Annotated in this window: 10 protein-coding genes and 1 pseudogene; 8 read left to right on the forward strand and 3 right to left on the reverse strand. The window is 63.3% G+C overall.

Annotation, left to right across the window (positions count from 1 at the left end; genetic code table 11):
• From ACTJLD_RS37620 to ACTJLD_RS37640, 5 genes are all read left to right on the forward strand, one after another.
• The coding region (locus ACTJLD_RS37620) for a hemagglutinin repeat-containing protein (RefSeq protein ID WP_440661296.1) at positions 1–3447 on the forward strand (3447 nt) is incomplete at its 5' end.
• Positions 3448–3621: 174 nt separating this feature from the next.
• Positions 3622–5382 (forward strand): DUF637 domain-containing protein, encoded by a 1761-nt coding sequence (locus tag ACTJLD_RS37625; RefSeq protein WP_440661297.1) that lies wholly within the window; start codon positions 3622–3624, stop codon positions 5380–5382.
• 9 nt (positions 5383–5391) lie between these two features.
• Positions 5392–6402: a hypothetical protein gene (locus ACTJLD_RS37630; protein ID WP_440661299.1), complete on the forward strand. Its 1011-nt coding sequence runs from the start codon at positions 5392–5394 to the stop codon at positions 6400–6402.
• 21 nt (positions 6403–6423) lie between these two features.
• Positions 6424–6639, forward strand: a complete 216-nt coding sequence (locus tag ACTJLD_RS37635; RefSeq protein WP_371090928.1) for a hypothetical protein — start codon at positions 6424–6426, stop codon at positions 6637–6639.
• Positions 6640–6696: 57 nt separating this feature from the next.
• The gene (locus ACTJLD_RS37640) at positions 6697–8436 is read left to right on the forward strand and encodes a ShlB/FhaC/HecB family hemolysin secretion/activation protein (protein WP_440661301.1); all 1740 of its coding nucleotides are present in this window, start codon (positions 6697–6699) and stop codon (positions 8434–8436) included.
• Positions 8437–8815: 379 nt separating this feature from the next.
• Here ACTJLD_RS37640 and ACTJLD_RS37645 read toward each other — a convergent pair.
• The 3 genes and pseudogenes from ACTJLD_RS37645 to ACTJLD_RS37655 form a co-directional block, all read right to left on the reverse strand.
• Positions 8816–8998 (reverse strand): annotated as a pseudogene (locus ACTJLD_RS37645) (IS21 family transposase); the annotation flags it as partial.
• A gap of 5 nt (positions 8999–9003) precedes the next feature.
• Entirely contained in the window at positions 9004–10821 is a 1818-nt protein-coding gene (gene glmS / locus ACTJLD_RS37650; protein WP_059695619.1) for a glutamine--fructose-6-phosphate transaminase (isomerizing), read from the reverse strand.
• Between the two features lie 49 nt (positions 10822–10870).
• Positions 10871–11959 carry a hypothetical protein gene (locus ACTJLD_RS37655; RefSeq protein WP_124535621.1) on the reverse strand — a complete coding sequence of 363 codons (1089 nt, stop codon included), beginning with the start codon at positions 11957–11959 and terminating at the stop codon, positions 10871–10873.
• A 1323-nt stretch (positions 11960–13282) separates the two neighbouring features.
• Between ACTJLD_RS37655 and wecB the strand changes: the two genes are divergently transcribed.
• From wecB to ACTJLD_RS37670, 3 genes are all read left to right on the forward strand, one after another.
• A complete protein-coding gene (wecB, locus tag ACTJLD_RS37660; protein ID WP_119336624.1) occupies positions 13283–14500 on the forward strand; it encodes a non-hydrolyzing UDP-N-acetylglucosamine 2-epimerase in 1218 nt (405 codons plus the stop codon).
• Between the two features lie 605 nt (positions 14501–15105).
• On the forward strand, positions 15106–15567 hold the full coding sequence (locus ACTJLD_RS37665) for a (2Fe-2S)-binding protein (RefSeq protein WP_021157241.1): 462 nt from the start codon (positions 15106–15108) through the stop codon (positions 15565–15567).
• Positions 15564–17888: a molybdopterin cofactor-binding domain-containing protein gene (locus ACTJLD_RS37670; RefSeq protein ID WP_440661304.1), complete on the forward strand. Its 2325-nt coding sequence runs from the start codon at positions 15564–15566 to the stop codon at positions 17886–17888. The genes ACTJLD_RS37665 and ACTJLD_RS37670 overlap by 4 nt, the downstream gene beginning before the upstream one ends.
• Positions 17889–17903 lie beyond the last annotated feature (15 nt).

The raw sequence follows: 17903 nt of genomic DNA on the forward strand, positions 1-17903 counted from the left end.
AGCCCGGCTGCCCAGATCGTGTCGGGCGGCAAGATCGACGCCTCTTCGGTCGGTACGCTGCAGAACTACTGGAGCAACATCGCGGCGGTCGGCGACATCAAGATGCCAGCCCGCTACGATGCCGACGGCTGGGCGGCGTCCGGTCAGAAACTGCCGGGCGTGTCGGTTTCCTACTCGGGGCAATATCACTACAACAATTACGATAATTCCGAATATGACTGGAAGCTTCCGTTCGGCAATGCGCCGTTTGTCGGCTCTCGGCCGGGTGGCTACACGCAGGCGGCGCCAGCATCGATCAAAGACTACAAGCTGCCGCGTTACGATGCGACGTTGAATTCGAACGGCACGATTTCCGGTACTGGAGTGAGTGTCAACAACTCGGCGGGCAACGCATCGATCCCGTCGCTCGGCCTGCTGCCGGGGCAGTCGGTGCCGGGTCTCACGCCTACCAATCTGAGTGGGAACGCGAGCGGTGCGAAATCGGGGGCGTCGTCCGTGCACGGCGGCCCGTCGGCGCCGGTCGACCCGATCATCGCCAGCGCGACGGCGCTGAACGTGCTGAACAATCTCGCCATTCCGCAGGGCGGATTGTTCAAGCCGACTACCGCGCCGAACGCGAGCTACGTAATCGAGACGAACCCTGCGTTCACGAACCAGAAGAATTTCATTTCGAGCGACTACTTTTTCGGCCAGCTCGGCGTCGATCTCACGCATATTCCGAAGCGACTCGGTGACGGCTTCTACGAGCAGCAGCTCGTGCGCAACGAAGTCACATCGTTGACCGGCAAGGCGGTACTCGGGCCGTACGCCGACCTGGAGACGATGTACCAGTCGTTGATGGCGGCCGGTGCGAGCCTGTCGAAGTCGCTTGATCTTCCGATCGGCGCGCGCCTGTCTGCCGATCAGGTATCGAAGCTGACCAGCAACGTAATCATGATGGAAACGCGTGTGGTCGACGGTCAGTCGGTGTTGGTGCCCGTCGTGTATCTCGCGAAGGCCAGCCAGCAGAACATCGACGGCCCGCTGATCAGCGCAACGAACATCGATTTCCAGAACGCGCAGTCGTTCACGAACAGTGGCACGATCAAGGCGGACAACACGCTGGCAATCCAGGGCAAGCAGATCGACAACGCATTCGGCGCGCTGCAAAGCGGTGGGCTGATGTCTCTGAAGACAGAGAACAACATCGATCTGACGTCGGCGAACGTGAAGGCGGGCAGCCTTCAGCTTGATGCCGGCAAGGACTTGATTCTGGACACGGCGACGAAGACGAATGCGCGCGTGAGTCGGGACGGCGCGACGAGCGTGGTGACGACGCTCGGGCCGACTGCGAAGCTGGATGTCGCGGGTGATGCGTCGATTACGACAGGTGGCAACTTCCAGCAGAACGCGGGCAACCTGTCGGTCGGCGGCAATCTCGGGATGAAGATCGGCGGCAACTGGAATCTCGGTGCGGTGCAGACGGGCGAGCACAAGATCGTGCAGCGGGCGAACGGCGTGTCGAATACCGACATCAACAAGGTCACCGGTAGCTCGGTGACGGTCGGTGGGCAGTCGAACGTCGTCGTGGGTGGTGATCTGACGGCCAAGGGCGCACAAATCGACCTCGGCAAGGGCGGCACGCTTGCGGCCAAGGGCAACGTAACGCTCGGCGCGGCGAGCACGACATCGACGGTGAACAGCAACAGCTCGGGCAGCGACAGTCACAGCAGTTATGCGGAGACGCTGCATACGTCCGATCAGGCGTTGACCGGCACGACGCTCAAGGGCGGCGACACGGTGAACATCGTGTCGGGCAAGGACATTACTCTTTCCGGCAGCGCGATCAGCCTCGACAAGGGCAACGCGAACCTGCTGGCGTCTGGCGACGTGAATGTCGGCGCGGCAACCGAGACGCACGAGTTGAACTCGCACGAGACCCACAGCCACAGCAATGTTGTCAGCGGAGCAAAGATCGCGAGCGGAATCGATCAGACCGCGACTTATAGCCAGGGCAGCACGATTTCGGCGGATGGTGTGACGGTCACGAGCGGCCGGGACATCAATGTGACGGGCAGCAATATCGTCGGTACAAACGATGTGTCGCTGTCGGCTGCGCGGGACGTGAACGTCAAGACCGCGCAGGACACGATCCAATCGTCGACCTATTTCGACAAGAAGGAAACCGGCCTCATGTCGAACGGCGGCTTGTCGGTATCCGTCGGCTCGCGTTCGAACTCCGACAAGCAGCAGTCTTCATCGGTCACGAACAACGGTAGCGCGATCGGCGCGCTGAATGGCAACCTGACCGTGAGTGCGGGTAACGATCTGCACGCGACCGGAAGCATCCTGCATGCGGGCAATGACGTGAATTTGGCCGGCAAGACGGTCAAGATCGACGCCGCGACGGATACATCCAGCTTCGCAGAGCAACAGCAGTTCCGTCAGGCCGGCGTGACGGTGGGCGTGACGAATCCGGTGGTCGCGGCGGTACAGACTGGCAGGCAGATGACGAACGCTGCGCAAAACGTGGGTGGTGATCCACGCCTGATCGCGCTGGCAGCGGCTACGACGGGTCTTGCGGCGAAGAACACCTATGACTCGCTGAAGCAGATGGGCGGGGATCCGGTGAAAGCCGCGACAAGCGTCGGGATCAACGTATCGGTTGGCGCGAGCAAGAGCGACAGTCAGATGCACGCACAGTCGAGCACGGCGGTGGGGAGTACTGTGTCGGCGGGCCGCAACGTGACGATCGCAGCCGCTGGTGCCGGCAAGGACAGCAATATCGACGTGATCGGCAGCACGATTTTGGCGGGTAACAACGCGAAGTTGGCCGCCGAAGGCAATGTGAACCTGCAGGCGGCGGAAAATACCAGTAGCCAGCACAGCACGAACAGCGGGTCGAGCGCCTCGGTGGGCGTGTCGTTCACCGTTGGCGATAAGTCGGGGATAGCCTTCACGGCGGGCGTTGCCGGCAATCGAGGCAACGCGGATGGAGATTCGTCGACGTGGACGAATACGCACGTGACCGCGGGCAACCAGCTTGCAATTCAGTCGGGCGGCGATACGATTCTGAAGGGCGCGGTCGTGTCAGGCAAACAGGTGGTTACCGATGTCGGCGGTAACCTGAACATCGAGAGCCTGCAGGACAAGGATCACTACGATTCGAAGCAGCAAAGCGCCGGTATTTCGGCGAGCGTGTGTGCGCCACCGCTTTGCGCCGGGAAGTCGAGCGTGGCGGGCAGCGTCGGCCAGACCAAGATGAACAGCGATTACGCAAGCGTGATCGAGCAATCGGGGATCAAGGCGGGTGATGGCGGCTTCCAGGTCGACGTGAAGGGCAATACTGATCTCAAGGGCGGTGTGATCGCGAGCAGCGACAAGGCCGTGCAGGACAATCTGAACAAACTGACGACCGGCACCCTCACCCATAGCGACATCGAGAACCACGCATCGTACGACGCATAGTCGGTCGGGCTCTCGGGTGGCTATGGTGGCACCATCGGCAAGGATCAGAAAGGTACAGCGGATAACGTGAATCCGGTGCCTGGGACCAGTGTGCCGAGTAAGGGCGGGGTATCAGTTGCGCCACCGGTGGTGATGGGCGCATCGGGTGATGCGAGCTCGACCACAAAGAGCGGTGTGAGCGGTGGTACGGTCACGATTGCTGATGGCGCGAAGCAGCAGCAACTGACGGGCGAAACTGCCGCCGAAGCGGTAGCGAACATCAATCGCGACACGTCGAACACGAGCAGCGCGCTCGCGCCGATCTTCGACAAGGACAAGATTCAGGCCGGGTTCGACATCACGAGTCAGTTTATCAATCAGGTCGGAACCTTCGTCGACAATCGATTGAAGGAAGCGGACGCGGCACAGGCTGCCGCCAAGAATCCAAATTTGACGCCTGAGCAACGATTGCAGGCGCAGCAGCAGGCCGACCAGTTGACGGCGGAATGGGGCCCAGGCGGTACGTACAGGCAAGTGCTGTCCGCACTGACCGCAGCTGCGGGCGGCAACGTGACCGGTGGCGCCGGCCAGTTTGCGCAGGCCGGCGTGGTGAATTACCTGCAGCAGCAAGGCGCGTCGTACATCGGCAAGCTGGTCGAAAATGGCACGGTGACGGAAGGTAGCCCGCTGCACGCTGCGCTGCACGCGATTGTTGGATGTGCAGGTGCGGCCGCTAGCAGCCAAAGCTGCGGCGCCGGCGCGATGGGCGCGGCGGCATCCAGTCTGCTGACGAATCTGTTTGCGCCCCCGACTCCTGACATGACCGAGCAGGAGAAGGAAGCGAAACAAAATCTGATTTCGTCCATCGTGGCCGGCGTGGCGGCAGAGTCCGGCGTGGGCGGCGCCTCGGGAGCGGCCACGACGACAACCAGCGCGACCGCAGCCGCGCAGAACAATTGGCTTGCGACCGAACAGCGCGTTCAGATGCAAAAGGATCTGGTTGCCTGTAACGGCAACCTGGGATGCCAGTTGCAGACCAATGCGAAGTGGTTCGCAGTCAGCGGAAAGCAAGATTTGCTTACGGCTGGGGGCGTGTGGAAAGGCTTGAACGAGGCCGCCGTCATTGACGCTGCCGGGCTCGTGCGTTTCGCATCTGATCCCGTCGCTGCATTGAAGGGGCTGCAGGCGCTGGTCGACGATCCCCAGGTGCGCGCTGCACTTGGTGATCAGATCGTCTCTTCATTGAAGACGCGGATCGCCAGCATGGACAACGCGCTGACAGTCGGTGGCGACGCGAATGCCGAGCAGCTCGGGCGCGATTTAGGCAATCTCTTGTGGCAAGCTACCAGCGTCGTCACCGCTGCTAAGGGCGCGGTCGACGCGAGTGCAGCTCTTGGTCGAGTAGGACTGGATGTGACCGCCGGTGCGCTTGAAACACTCGCACGTCGGGCACCGCCACTTGTGACCGGCACGATGGCCGATATGGCGGGTAGCTATCGCTTCACGGCGGATCAACTGCCAACGTTGACGAATATTTGGCGCAACGATGGGCGCCTTGGGGAGCAGTTATCGTCTCAACTGATGAAGGAGGCGTCCGGTCAGGACTTCGTACCCATCCAGAACGCGTCCGGACACGGTATTGATCTGGTCTATATCGATCAGCAAACCAGGACGATTTATCATGTCGAGGTGAAAACTGTGACCGGTGATCGGATTCCGATAACGCCAGAGGATAATCTCACCAATCGATTCAATGACTGGGTTGCTCAAGCATCGACTGGGGTCCTGAATAAGCAGCAACTCCCAGGCGACATGCAGGCCCTTGCGAACCGGATTGGTCAAGCGCAAGACGAAGGGTACGCGGTTAGCCACAATGTCATGCAGGTCCGAATTCCTCGCCCAGGGTCAACAGGTTCAGTGACCGCCGGCCTTTTGCCTTGGCCGCCCGCACCGTGAGAAAAGTGAATGAAACGCCTTGGTATCTATCCGCGTTGGGAGACCGAAGATCAACTTCTGTCCGGAATTGAGAAGAGCTGGGAGCAGTTGCGACAGAACATATGGGAACCGCGCCGGCGGGACCTGGAAGCATATGCACGTGGTGAAAATCCATTTACGGATGTATCCGGGACTTCTCCCGCAAAATACCTTTCTCACGGGGTTAGTACGTCACTGGTCTGCGCTGAGAAGGAAAAATCCGAAGCCGTAAGGCTCATGTTTTCTTCCGATGAAGAGCCGGAATGGAAAGGATTGCTGGCAGAAAGTTTCGGCTACCAGTACTGGCGCACAAGAATTGAACAGTATAAGCAGATCGATTCCACTCGAACCGATTTTCGAGCATCGTTCAATCAAGCGATTGAGACCTTGTCTACCTGCCTGTGTATGGGCTGGATCGATGAAGCGAAAATGCTAACCGACGAAATCAAGATTCTTTATGAGAGACAGCGGTACTTTGACACGGGGCATTACCCGCTTTATCACTGGTTGCTGCGAATCTGCTTTGACCACTGGGATATTCCGTTCGATGCCTGGAGCGATCCTGATGAAGACACGCCTCATTCTTTGAACCAGCCGGTACTAAACGAACTGTTCGTTCACTGGCGCGGAGCCGATCTCTTGCCGATGCAAGAGCACATCCAGTGGTTGTGTGACTTCTACACGCATCGAACTAGAGGCAAGCAATGGTACGAATTCAGCAACAGCCATCTTCTGACACGTTTCCCGGCGCTGATATTGGCTTGGCAGCGACTGCGCGAGATTCGAGGGCTTGAGAATCCCCTCATCGATCATCCGCTGATGCAACCGACTTACGCACGCCTCCAGGCCGCGATTCCGTTCTATACAGATCCGGTGCTGGAGGCTGCGCTCGCGCGGCTCCGCCGTGAGGAAATGCCGGATCTAGGGGGCGTGCGGCAACCGCCTCCGTCAGCCAATGTCGAGAAGCGTGGCTTGTTCGCTCGGTTGTTTGGGCGAATCTGAATTCCAATAGAAGGTATAGCAATGAACCAAGTGATGACGTCGTTCGCGAGTTGGGGGCCATTGGCTCTCATGGTGTTACCCATTTTTTATGGCCTGTTTCTTTATCCATATGCTCGAATTTTGCGTCGAACCGGGCATTCCGGCTGGTGGGTGCTTGCGCTGTTGATTCCCGGTGTGAATCTTGCTGCGATTTGGATTTTCGCGTTTGCGGGATGGCCGGCAATTGACCGAAAGTGACGCTTCGATAGCACTCGCGATCCAGCCGTAGTCCACGATCACATACCTAGAAAACACATGAGAACTATTCGCCGGGGGAATTCTGCTGCGGCAGCGCTGTTGCTTATCGCGACCAATGTGTCCGCACAGGAAGCGCCGCGCCTGACCGTTCCGGGCAATGACCAGCAAACCCGACAGCAAGAAGAGGCACGTGAGCGCGAGCGAACCGTCACCGCGCCTGGGGTACGATCGAACGTGGCGGCAAGCGCTGGGTATCCGACGCTGCCGTCGGAGATGCCCTGCTTTCGGATCGAGCGTTTCGCACTCGACGTACCCGATGCGCTGCCTGCTTCCCTGAAATCGCAAGGCGCGTCGGTGTTGCCGATGGATCGATTCGCCTTCGCGCGGGAATGGCTCGAGCACTACGCCGGCCAGTGCGTCGGCAAACAAGGCCTCGACGTCCTTGTCAATGGCCTGTCGCAAGCCATCCTGGCGCGTGGGTACGTGACGACGCGCCTGCTGCTGCCCGAACAGGATCTCTCCACCAGCACGCTGAAGCTCTCGCTGATCCCCGGTGTCATCCGCCATGTGCGCTTCGCCGATGAAAAACTGCGCGGTACGTGGAAAACTGCCTTCCCGACACGTGACGGCGAACTGCTGAACTTGCGCGATCTCGAACAGGGCCTCGAGCAGATGAAGCGCGTGTCGAGCCAGGACGTGTCGATGGAGATCGTGCCGGCCAACGTGCCGGGCGAGAGCGACGTCGTGCTCGACGTGAAGCGCGGCAAGCCGTGGACGGTCGTCGCCTCGATTGACAACTCGGGTACGCGCGCGACCGGCCGCTTGCAGGGCAACTTGTCGCTCGGCATCGACAACCCACTCGGATTGAACGACCTCTTCAACATTGGCCTGAGCCAGGATCTTGAGTTCGGCGACAAGCGCCTCGGCTCGCACGGCTGGAACGGCTTCTATTCGATCCCGTGGGGCTACTGGACGGCCACGCTGTCCGCTTACACGAACACGTACTACCAGCAGATTGCTGGCGTGAATCAGACATTCGTCGCGAGCGGCAATTCAAAGACGGTCGATTTCAAACTGGCCCGCGTGCTGTCGCGTAGTCAGAACGATGTATTCGGCGCCTACGCTCGCCTGTCGCGCCGTTTTGGACAAAGCTTTATCGAAGACACCGAGATCTCGCAGCAGCGCCGCAATAACACGATGATCGAACTCGGCCTGACTGATCGCCACTACTTCGGCGGCGCGCAGTTCGACGGCTCGCTTGCATATCGTCAAGGTGTCGGTGGATTGGGCGCCCAGGACGATACGTTGGCGGCGGGTGGCGGGCCGACCTATCGCTTCAAGATGGCGGTGCTCGACGCGAACTTGTCGGTACCGTTTGCCATCGGTAAGCAGCCATTCCGCTATGTCGGCACATTCCACGGCCAGTACACCGGAAACACGCTTTACTACATCGACGACTTGACGATTGGCAGTCGCTATACGGTGCGCGGCTTCGATGGCGAGACGATGCTCGCGGCGGCACGCGGCTTCTACTGGCGCAACGAATTGCAGGCGCCGATCGGGCAGACGGGGCAGGCGCTCTATGCGGGGCTCGATTATGGCCGCGTATGGGGGCCGCAGCCGATCGCACTCGTCGGCACGCAACTGGCGGGTGCTGTGATCGGCGTGAAGGGGAGTGTCGGCACGCGATTCGGCTCCTATGCGTACGATCTCTTCGCGGGTACGCCTGTCTACAAGCCGTCGGGTTTTCCGACGGCACGTGTGACGCTCGGTTTTCAGGTGACCGCTCAGTTCTGAAGACAATGAGCCAAGGTACTTCTCCGACACGTACACGTCGCAAGCCCGATGTCGCATATGCTCGTCTGGTATGAATTCCGCCGTGAATCGGGACATGACTTCACTCGCGTAGGCGCGGTCGCGATGCGAGGCACGATAACCTGCTACGCAGCCTCAAGTGTGTTGCATCGACCGGTTGAATCCACCACTGGATGTAGTCGCTCGATTCTTGGCTTCAAATGTCCCCTGGGTTCAATACGAGACGTTGACCTGGGGCGAGAACTGCAACTGAACTGATTCCGAGGCCTCGCCCCAGCTATCAGTTGCGTCATGCTTCGGTTAACGCTACAAAAATTACATGCAAAGGGGATGGTGCGAAATGCATATCGAATTCGTCGAGATCGCGAATTTCAGGAAGCTCTTGTCGGCTCGCGTGGATCTGTCGCTCAAGACAACGCTGTTCGTCGGCGCGAGCCGGCAATCGGGGCACCGCGTAACCCGGCATATCGCGCAAGCAAGCCCGTTCGCGTTGCTCCAACAGAATCACGGGTGCCAGCCCTGTAACCGGATGCACGCGCTGGTTACCCCTCACTCCACCGTAACCGATTTCGCCAGATTCCTCGGCTTGTCGATATCCGCGCCACGCAGACACGCCGCGTGATACGCGAGCAACTGCAGCGGCACGACGTGCAGGATCGGCGACAACAACCCGTAGTAATCCGGCATTCGCAGCACCGACACGCCTTCGCTGTTGTCGATCCGCGTATCTGCGTCGGCGAACACGTAAAGCTGCCCGCCGCGTGCCCGCACTTCCTGCATGTTCGACTTCAGCTTCTCGAGCAGCGCATCGTTCGGCGCGATCGTCGCGACGGGCATCGTGTGCGTCACGAGCGCGAGCGGCCCGTGCTTGAGCTCACCCGCGGGATACGCCTCCGCATGGATGTACGAAATCTCCTTCAGCTTCAACGCACCTTCGAGCGCGATCGGGTAGTGCAGCCCGCGCCCGAGGAACAGCGCATTTTCATGCTGCGAGAATTCCCCCGCCCAGCGCTCGATCTGCGGCTCGAGCCCAAGTACGTCCTCGAGCGCGCCGGGCAGCCGCCGCAATTGCATCGTGTAGCGCGCGAGCTGTGCATCGTCGACGTAGCCGCGCAGCCGCCCGAGCGTGACGGCGAGAATGAACAGCGCGACGAGCTGCGTCGTGAACGCCTTGGTCGACGCGACGCCGATTTCCGGGCCGGCCCGCGTCAGGAAGCGCAGGCCTGCCTGACGCATCATCGCGCTGGTCGGCACGTTGCAGATCGCCAGCGTATCGATATGGCCGAGCGCCTGCGCATACTTCAGCGCGGCGAGCGTGTCGGCGGTCTCGCCGGATTGCGACACGCTCACCACCAGCGTATTCGGCGTTGCGAGCGCGTCGCTGTAACGGTATTCACTCGCGATCTCGACCTGGGCGGGCACGCGCGCGATCGTTTCGAGCCAGCGGCGCGCGGTCAGGCCGGAATAGTGACTCGTGCCGCACGCGAGAATCAGCACGTTGTCGATCTGCTCGAACGCGCGCGCGGCGTCGGGGCCGAATACGGCCGGATCGAACAGCCCGGCATCCGGGATGGTCGCGGCTACGGCCTGCGGCTGCTCGAATATCTCCTTCTGCATGAAATGCCGGTACGGCCCGAGTTCGACCGCGGCCTGCGCGGACGAAATGGTCTGTACCGCGCGCTCGACCGGCGCGCCACCGCGATCGAGTACGCGCACGCCGCCCGGCGTCAACTCGACGATGTCGCCTTCCTCGAGAAAGATGAAGCGGTCGGTGATGCCGGCGAGCGCGAGCGCGTCGGACGCAAGAAAGCATTCGCCATCCGTCACGCCGACGACGAGCGGCGAGCCGACCCGTGCGCCGATCAGCCGCTGCGGCTCGTGCTTGCTGAATACCGCAATCGCGTACGCACCGTGAAGTTGCGACGTTGCCGCGCGCACGGCGGCGAGCAGGTCGCCGCGATACTTGCTGTGGATCAGGTGTGCGACGACCTCGGTGTCGGTCTGGCCGTCGAATTCGTAGTGCGCGTCGGAAAGTTGCTTGCGCAACGTTTCGTGGTTCTCGATGATGCCGTTGTGCACGAGCGCGATTTCGTCGCGCGAGAAGATCGGATGCGCGTTGCAGGTGGCCGGCGCGCCGTGCGTCGCCCAGCGCGTGTGCGCGATGCCGGTGCTGCCGGTCAGGCCGGCGGTGCGCACGTGCGCGTCGAGATCGGCGACGCGCGACACGCTGCGCTCGCGGCGGGCCTGGCCGTCGACGACCGTTGCCACGCCGCATGAATCGTAGCCGCGATATTCGAGGCGACGCAAACCTTCAATCAGAATCGGGACGATGTCCCGTTGCGCGACTGCGCCGACGATGCCACACATGACACGCCTCCTTCCCGTTTAGTCATCATGGACCGCACGCGCCGTTGCGTCAGCGCGATGCGGTTGCCGTTGCCGCCGCCGTCGTGAGCCCGCATCGAGCGGGGATGACGGGATCGGCCATCCGGCTTTCGAATGCCAGATAAAGCGACTCTTCCAATACGTTCCAGTGCGCGCCGTGCCGGTATGGCCCCGATCGCGCTTGCCAGCAGGCAACCGTGCTCCAATCGTTCATCTTGACCGCGACCAGCGCGATCAGGCTCCACGGGTAGTCGGTGTTGGCAAGTTGCGGCCAGCTCCTGCCGTACTTCCGGATCCACCGTGCATAGATCACCTCGCCGGATTGTTCGGGAACCTGAATACCGGACAGGAGCGGGAGGATCTGCGCGATCTTCGCCGGGTAAAAACTCGCATCGCTGACCTGCTGCGTGCTGGCGCGAAAACCGGATGCCGTGCCGCGCCAGAACACCTTCAGGATCGCGGAGGCAAGCTGGTCGGCGCGCAGGCTCCACGGGCCCGCATGCGTGTAGTCGGCGCGCCGGACGTAGTACGCCGCGAGTGCCTGGAACGCGCTGTGTACCTCGACGTTGTCCATCAGCAGCGCGACGTGCAGTGAAGACGAGATCTGATACACGCCGGAGGGCTTGTCGAGCAGCGTCTCCAGATGCATGGCGGCGCGGTTCAGGCTGAGTTCCCACGCGGCGGGCAAGCCGCCGGGCGGCGCGAAGCGGGCGAGCAATTCGATCCAGGTCGCCGTCATCGCGTCGTCGGTTTCCGCTTCGGCACATGAGCGGTAGCGGCCGTCCTTCACGCAGTAGCGATCGAAGCCGCCATCCGGGCGCTGGCGCGGCAGCAACCATGCGATCCACGCGAGTGCGGCCTGACGGGCGTCGAGTTGCGCGTCGGACGCGGCGAGCAGCGCTTTTGCCGCGAAATACGGATCGATGCCGACGCCGTTCAGGCGCACGGTGATCGCACCGTCGGTGCGCTGGTACAGCCCTTCGAGCCGGAGCTCGGCGGCGCTCGCGTGCAGTGCGAAGCCGCACGCGGCGAGACAGCAGGCGACGTGCCACAGGCGGCACAGCGCGATGGTGGCCGCGACGCGCGAGCGTGCGGTCGGGGAAAGCGCGGGCCGTTTCATGTCTTGGGCTCCTGCGCGGGGTCCTGTGCAATCGTCGCCGGGCGCGGCGTTGGCCGCGTCGCGCCTGGCGAGCGTGTCGACGTTGCGGCTCGGTTCACGGTGATGCGGGTGAACCCGAGGCTCGTACCGGGATATGCGTCCACGAGGCAGTTCCCTGCATCGGAGCCTGAATCTGGCCCGCGGATCGCGTATTGCAACAGGACACGTTGGCTCGCGCGGTGCGCAGGAGCGCTTGTTTTTCGCTCCCGGCGGACGCGTCGCGTTTCCTCCCGGCTTCGTTGCTTGGGCGTCCCCGTTCGTCCGCTGTCCGGCGCGTGCTTCGAGGTACACCTGACTGTCATTAAGCAAGGCGTGAGCCATCGGCCGCGATGCCGCGCGCAGCAAGGAGCAGGGGCGGAGGCCGGGGGCGTGGCGCGGACAGCGGCGGCGGATTTTGATTCATCGAAGAATCAGCCCGCGTGCAGGCCGATTGCCCGCGCGCGACCGGGATTGCAGCCCGCACGCTCGATGCGTCCAGCGAATTGTCTGTCGAACGTGTGCCGCGCCGGCAGCGTGACTTTGCGCGGTGATGCGCGCGGTGTCGTTCGTTGTGTGCGCATCGGCCGGGGTGCCGATGCGATTCATGCAGGCGCATGCGCTGCATTGGCCGCGCGTCGATGTATCCGCCCCGTTTCGGATCAGCGTTACACATTCGCAACATTTCGCATGCATCGATTCGTGCGACGTGAACGACGTTGCATGTCAGGTAAATCCCTCGTGCGGGATCGCGGCCGAGCGGCCGATTGCGCCGCCCGCTGCACAGACAAAAGTGGCGGATCGAGTAAACGCAACGCGCTTCGACAGATCCGCGAGATCCGATGCGAAACGAATGCGCGACACGCGTCCGCGATTCGTCGGACGACGCCGCTGAAGGGGCCATGAAACTGCCCGGATTTTTGCCTGTATCGCGCTTGACCGGCGATGCGACACGCGTAGCAGTTGTGAAACATTTCATCGTGCACCGCGTGTGCACGGTGCATGCGGTGTGAACCGGACACGGCCGCAGTACGACTGGTTTGAATATTGCTGTAGTGGAGGGGGACGTGACGAACGGACGTGACGCCTGGCCAAGCGAGGAACGACTCATGACGTGACTGATCAAGTGCAATGAGACGCCGGTAGTACGACGATTCGCGTGGCGCAGACCACGTGGACAGGGCGGCGCGCTCGCTCCGCGACACTGCAGCGTGTCGATCGCGTGCGAGTACGGAAGGTGCCGTCTGAATACATGCTTCGCGCCGCGAGCAGGGGCATTCAGCGCGATATGGGTCAACGAGGATAACGATGAAAAAGATTTTGCTTGTGTTCGGGACTCGGCCGGAGGCCATCAAGATGGCACCGCTGGTGCGTGCATTAAAAGCACAGGCGGGTGTCGACGCCAGGGTATGCGTGACCGCGCAGCACCGCGAAATGCTCGATCAGGTGCTGACGCTGTTCGACATCAAGCCCGACTACGATCTCAACGTGATGCGGCAAAGCCAGACGCTGACCGACGTGACGACTGGCATTCTGCAGGCAATCGGCGTCGTCTTCGACGAGTTGCGCCCGGACGTCGTGCTGGTGCACGGCGATACGACGACCACGCTCGCGGTCAGTCTGGCGGCGTTCTACCGCTATTTGCCGGTCGGGCATGTGGAGGCCGGCTTGCGCAGCGGCGACATCTGGTCGCCGTGGCCGGAGGAGTTGAACCGCCGCGTGACCGACGCGGTGTCGTCGTGGCATTTCGCGCCGACCGGGCAGGCACGCGACAACCTGCTCAGCGAGGGCGTGCCGGGCGCGGCGGTCGTGCTGACCGGCAATACCGTGATCGATGCGCTGCACGAGGTCAAGCGCATGCTGGACTGCACGGCGGCGCTGACGGAGAAGGTCGCGGGACAGTTTCCGTTTCTCGAGCCGTCGCGGCGCATGGTGCTGATCACGGGCCATCGCCGCGAAAGTTTCGGCGAGCCGTTCCAGAATTTCTGCGATGCGCTGTGCGCGCTCGCGAAGCGCTATCCCGACGCCCAGTTCGTCTATCCGCTGCACATGAATCCGAATGTTCGGGAGCCGGCGCGCGCCCGGCTCGGTAACCTGCCGAACATCTACCTGATCGAGCCGCAGGAATATCTGTCGTTCGTATTCCTGATGTCGCGTGCGCATTTCATCATCACCGATTCGGGCGGCATTCAGGAAGAAGGACCCGCGTTGGGCAAGCCGGTGCTCGTCACGCGCGAGACGACGGAGCGACCCGAGGCGATCCAGGCCGGTACCGCGCGGCTCGTCGGTACCGATCAGGAGCGGATCGTGTGGGAAGCGTCGCGGCTGTTCGACAGCGAGAGCGCTTACGGGGAGATGGCGCGCGCGAGCAATCCGTACGGCGACGGTCATGCGAGCGAGCGGATCGTTCATGCGCTGATGCGGAATTCGGGCGTACCCACGAAGGCGACGAGCTTTTCGATGGGGGCTGCGGAAATGCCGTTCAACGCGCTCACGCTGGGGTTGCAGGCGTTGAGGTCGCGGTGACCATAGCGGCGCGCTAGCGTCCGAACCGCTCGTTGCAATCGCGGGATGATCCGGTCCGGCCGGGAGGCCGGCCGGACGTTTGCGTTTGCGCGATCGATCATTTCCGGTTTCTCGGCCGGCTGATTGCACAGGGCGGGTCTGGTCATCCGGCTTTGCTACCGCGGCACCGCAGCGCCCGGCGAACGTGGCCAGTCGCCGTGCAAGAACGAGAGCGAACCACCTGCGGCCGTGCATCGAAACGTCGAAACCTGAATCGCCAGCCCACCTTTCCGGCAAGCGTGACCGGTCGCGGCACGCCATCTCCGGGCAAATTTCCCGCTCCGATTACCTGAAACGCCCGAATCCCCCCGATCCGACGGCAAATCCGAAATGGTTCGATAATGCGGATCGGCGATCCATGCGGACGAGCGAGCGGCCGGGAATTCGTTGCCATGTTGCGCAGGCAACCGGGCCGCAGCATCGTTTGCAGCATCTGCCGGGCCGTGCCTGCAGGCAACGCGGCCTACGACACGGCGCCCTGCCTGGTTGTTCGGAATGTGCGCCGCGCCGTTCGAATCCCCACCCGATGCCTGCCCGAAGCGGGCATCGCAACCAGGAGGTGAACGATGATCACGCTGACCGTCAACGGTAGCGAGCAACACTTCGACGGCAATCCCGACATGCCGTTGCTCTGGTATCTGCGCGATGTTCTCGGCCACACCGGCACCAAGTTCGGCTGCGGGATGGCACTGTGCGGCGCGTGCACCGTGCACGTCGACGGCGTCGCGATCCGGTCGTGCATCACCCCGGTCGCGGCCGCTTCCGGCAAGCGCGTGACGACGATCGAGGGCTTGTCGACCGATCTGACCCATCCGCTGCAGCAGGCGTGGCAGGAACTGAACGTCGCGCAGTGCGGCTACTGCCAGTCCGGGCAGATCATGCAGGCCGCGTCGTTGCTGAAGACGAATCCCCATCCGACCGACGCCGACATCGACGATGCGATGTCCGGCAACATCTGCCGCTGCGGCACCTACACGCGCATACGCGCGGCGATCCGCCTGGCCGTGCGCCGCGGAGGTGCCGCATGAGCGCGCCCGAACTCTCCGTCCATAACGAAAGCCGTCGCGCGCTGCTGCTCGGTTTCGCGTCCGGCGGGTTGCTGCTCGCGTTCGGCGTGCCGTCGCTCGTGCGCGCGGCCGTGCCGAGCCAGCCGCCCGTCAGTGCAGATCCGCGTTATGGCGGCGCGGGAATGCCGCACGGGTTGCGAGACGATCCGCACCTGTTCGTCGCGATCGCACCCGATGGCACGGTCACCGTGACCTGCATCCGCTCCGAGATGGGGCAGGGGGTGCGCACGAGCGTCGCGCTCGTGGTGGCGGACGAGCTGGGCGCGGACTGGGCGCGCGTGAAGGTCGCACAGGCCGTCGGCGACGAGCCGCGCTACGGCAACCAGAATACAGACGGGTCGCGCAGCCTGCGTCAGAGCTTCGCCGCGTTGCGTCGCGCGGGCGCGGCGGCGCGCACGATGCTCGAACAGGCTGCGGCCGCGGCGTGGGGCGTCGATGCGCGGCAGGTCAAGGCAACCGTGCATGAGGTCGTCGACACGAAGAGCGGACGCAAGCTCGGCTTCGGCGAACTGGCGGCGAAAGCGGCCGCGTTGCCGGCACCCGATCCGGCAACGGTGCCGCTGAAAGCGCCAGCCGAATTCCGCTATATCGGCAAGGGCCAAACGGCATTGATCGACGGGCGCGACATCGTCGCCGGCCGCGCGCACTACGGGATCGACACGCGGCTCGACGGCATGCTGTACGCGGTCGTCGCGCGCCCGCCGGCCTACGGGGACACGGTGGCGTCGTTCGACGCGTCGGCGGCGGAGAAGCTGCCGGGCGTCGTCAAGGTCGTGCCGCTCACGCCGACGCCGCTGCCGTCCGGCTTCCAGCCGCTCGGCGGCGTGGCCGTCGTCGCGCGCGACACGTGGACGGCGATCCAGGCGCGCGCGCAACTGAAGATCGACTGGAAGCACGGGCCCAATGCGAACTATGACTCGGCCGCGTATCGGAAGACGCTTGAAGCGGCTGCCGCGCAACCGGGCGACGTGATCCGCAACGACGGCGACGCGGCGGCGGCGCTGGCCGGCGCGGCGAAACGCGTGCGTGCGACCTACTACATCCCGCATCTCGCGCACGCGACGATGGAGCCGCCCGCGGCCGTCGCGCGCGTGGCGGACGGCCGATGCGAAGTGTGGACCTGCACGCAGGCGCCGCAGACCACACGCGACGAGGTCGCGAAGGCGCTCGGGTTGCCGGGCGAGCGCGTGACGGTCAACGTGACGCTGCTCGGCGGCGGTTTCGGCCGCAAGTCGAAGCCCGACTACGTGGTGGAGGCGGCGCTGCTGTCGAAGGCGGTCGGCGCGCCCGTCAAGCTGACGTTCACGCGCGAGGACGACCTCGCGCACGACTATTTCCATGCCGTGTCGCTCGAAGCGTTCGACGGCGGGATCGATGCGTCGGGGAAAGTGGTCGCGTGGCGGCATCGCACGGTTGCGCCGTCGATCCAGTCGACCTTCAGGGCCGGCATCGTGCACGAGCAGCCGGGCGAGCTCGCGCAGGGGATCGCGGACCTGCCGTTCGCGATCCCGAACGTGCGGATCGAGAATCCGGCCGCGCAGGCGCACACGCGGATCGGCTGGTTCCGCTCGGTCTACAACATCCCGCATGCGTTCGGAATCCAGAGTTTCGTGTCGGAGCTGGCGCACGCGGCCGGCCGCGACCCGAAGGATTTCCTGCTCGAACTGATCGGGCCCGCGCGGCGTTTCGAGCCGCACATCACGGTGAAAAACGTGAACTACGGCGAGGATCCGGCGCTGTATCCGGTCGACACCGGGCGGCTGCGGCGCGTGGTCGAGACGGTCGCGCGCGAGGCGGGCTGGGGGCGCAAGCTGCCGATGGGGCACGGGCTCGGGATCGCCGCGCATCGCAGCTTCGTCTCGTATACGGCGGCGGTGTGCGAGGTGCAGGTCGATGCCGACGGCAAGATCACGGTGCCGCGGGTCGACATCGCGATCGACTGCGGGCCGCAGGTCAATCCGGAGCGCGTACGCTCGCAGCTCGAGGGAGCGGTGGTGATGGGGCTCGGCATCGCGCTGCACGGCGAGATCACGTTCAAGGACGGCCATCCGGAGCAGAGCAACTTCAACGGGTTCCAGGTGCTGAGAATGAACGAGGCGCCGCGTGAAATCCGCGTGCATCTCGTCGCGCCCGACGATTTCGCGACACCGCTCGGCGGCGTGGGCGAGCCGGGCCTGCCGCCCGTCGCGCCCGCGCTGACCAATGCGATCTTCGCGGCGACCGGCACGCGCATCCGCAGCCTGCCGGTTGCCGATCAGCTCGCGAAGCCCCGGGCGGGGTGACGCAATCCCCGGGCC

This window comes from Burkholderia sp. 22088, assembly GCF_052045915.1.
Lineage (GTDB): Bacteria > Pseudomonadota > Gammaproteobacteria > Burkholderiales > Burkholderiaceae > Burkholderia > Burkholderia cepacia.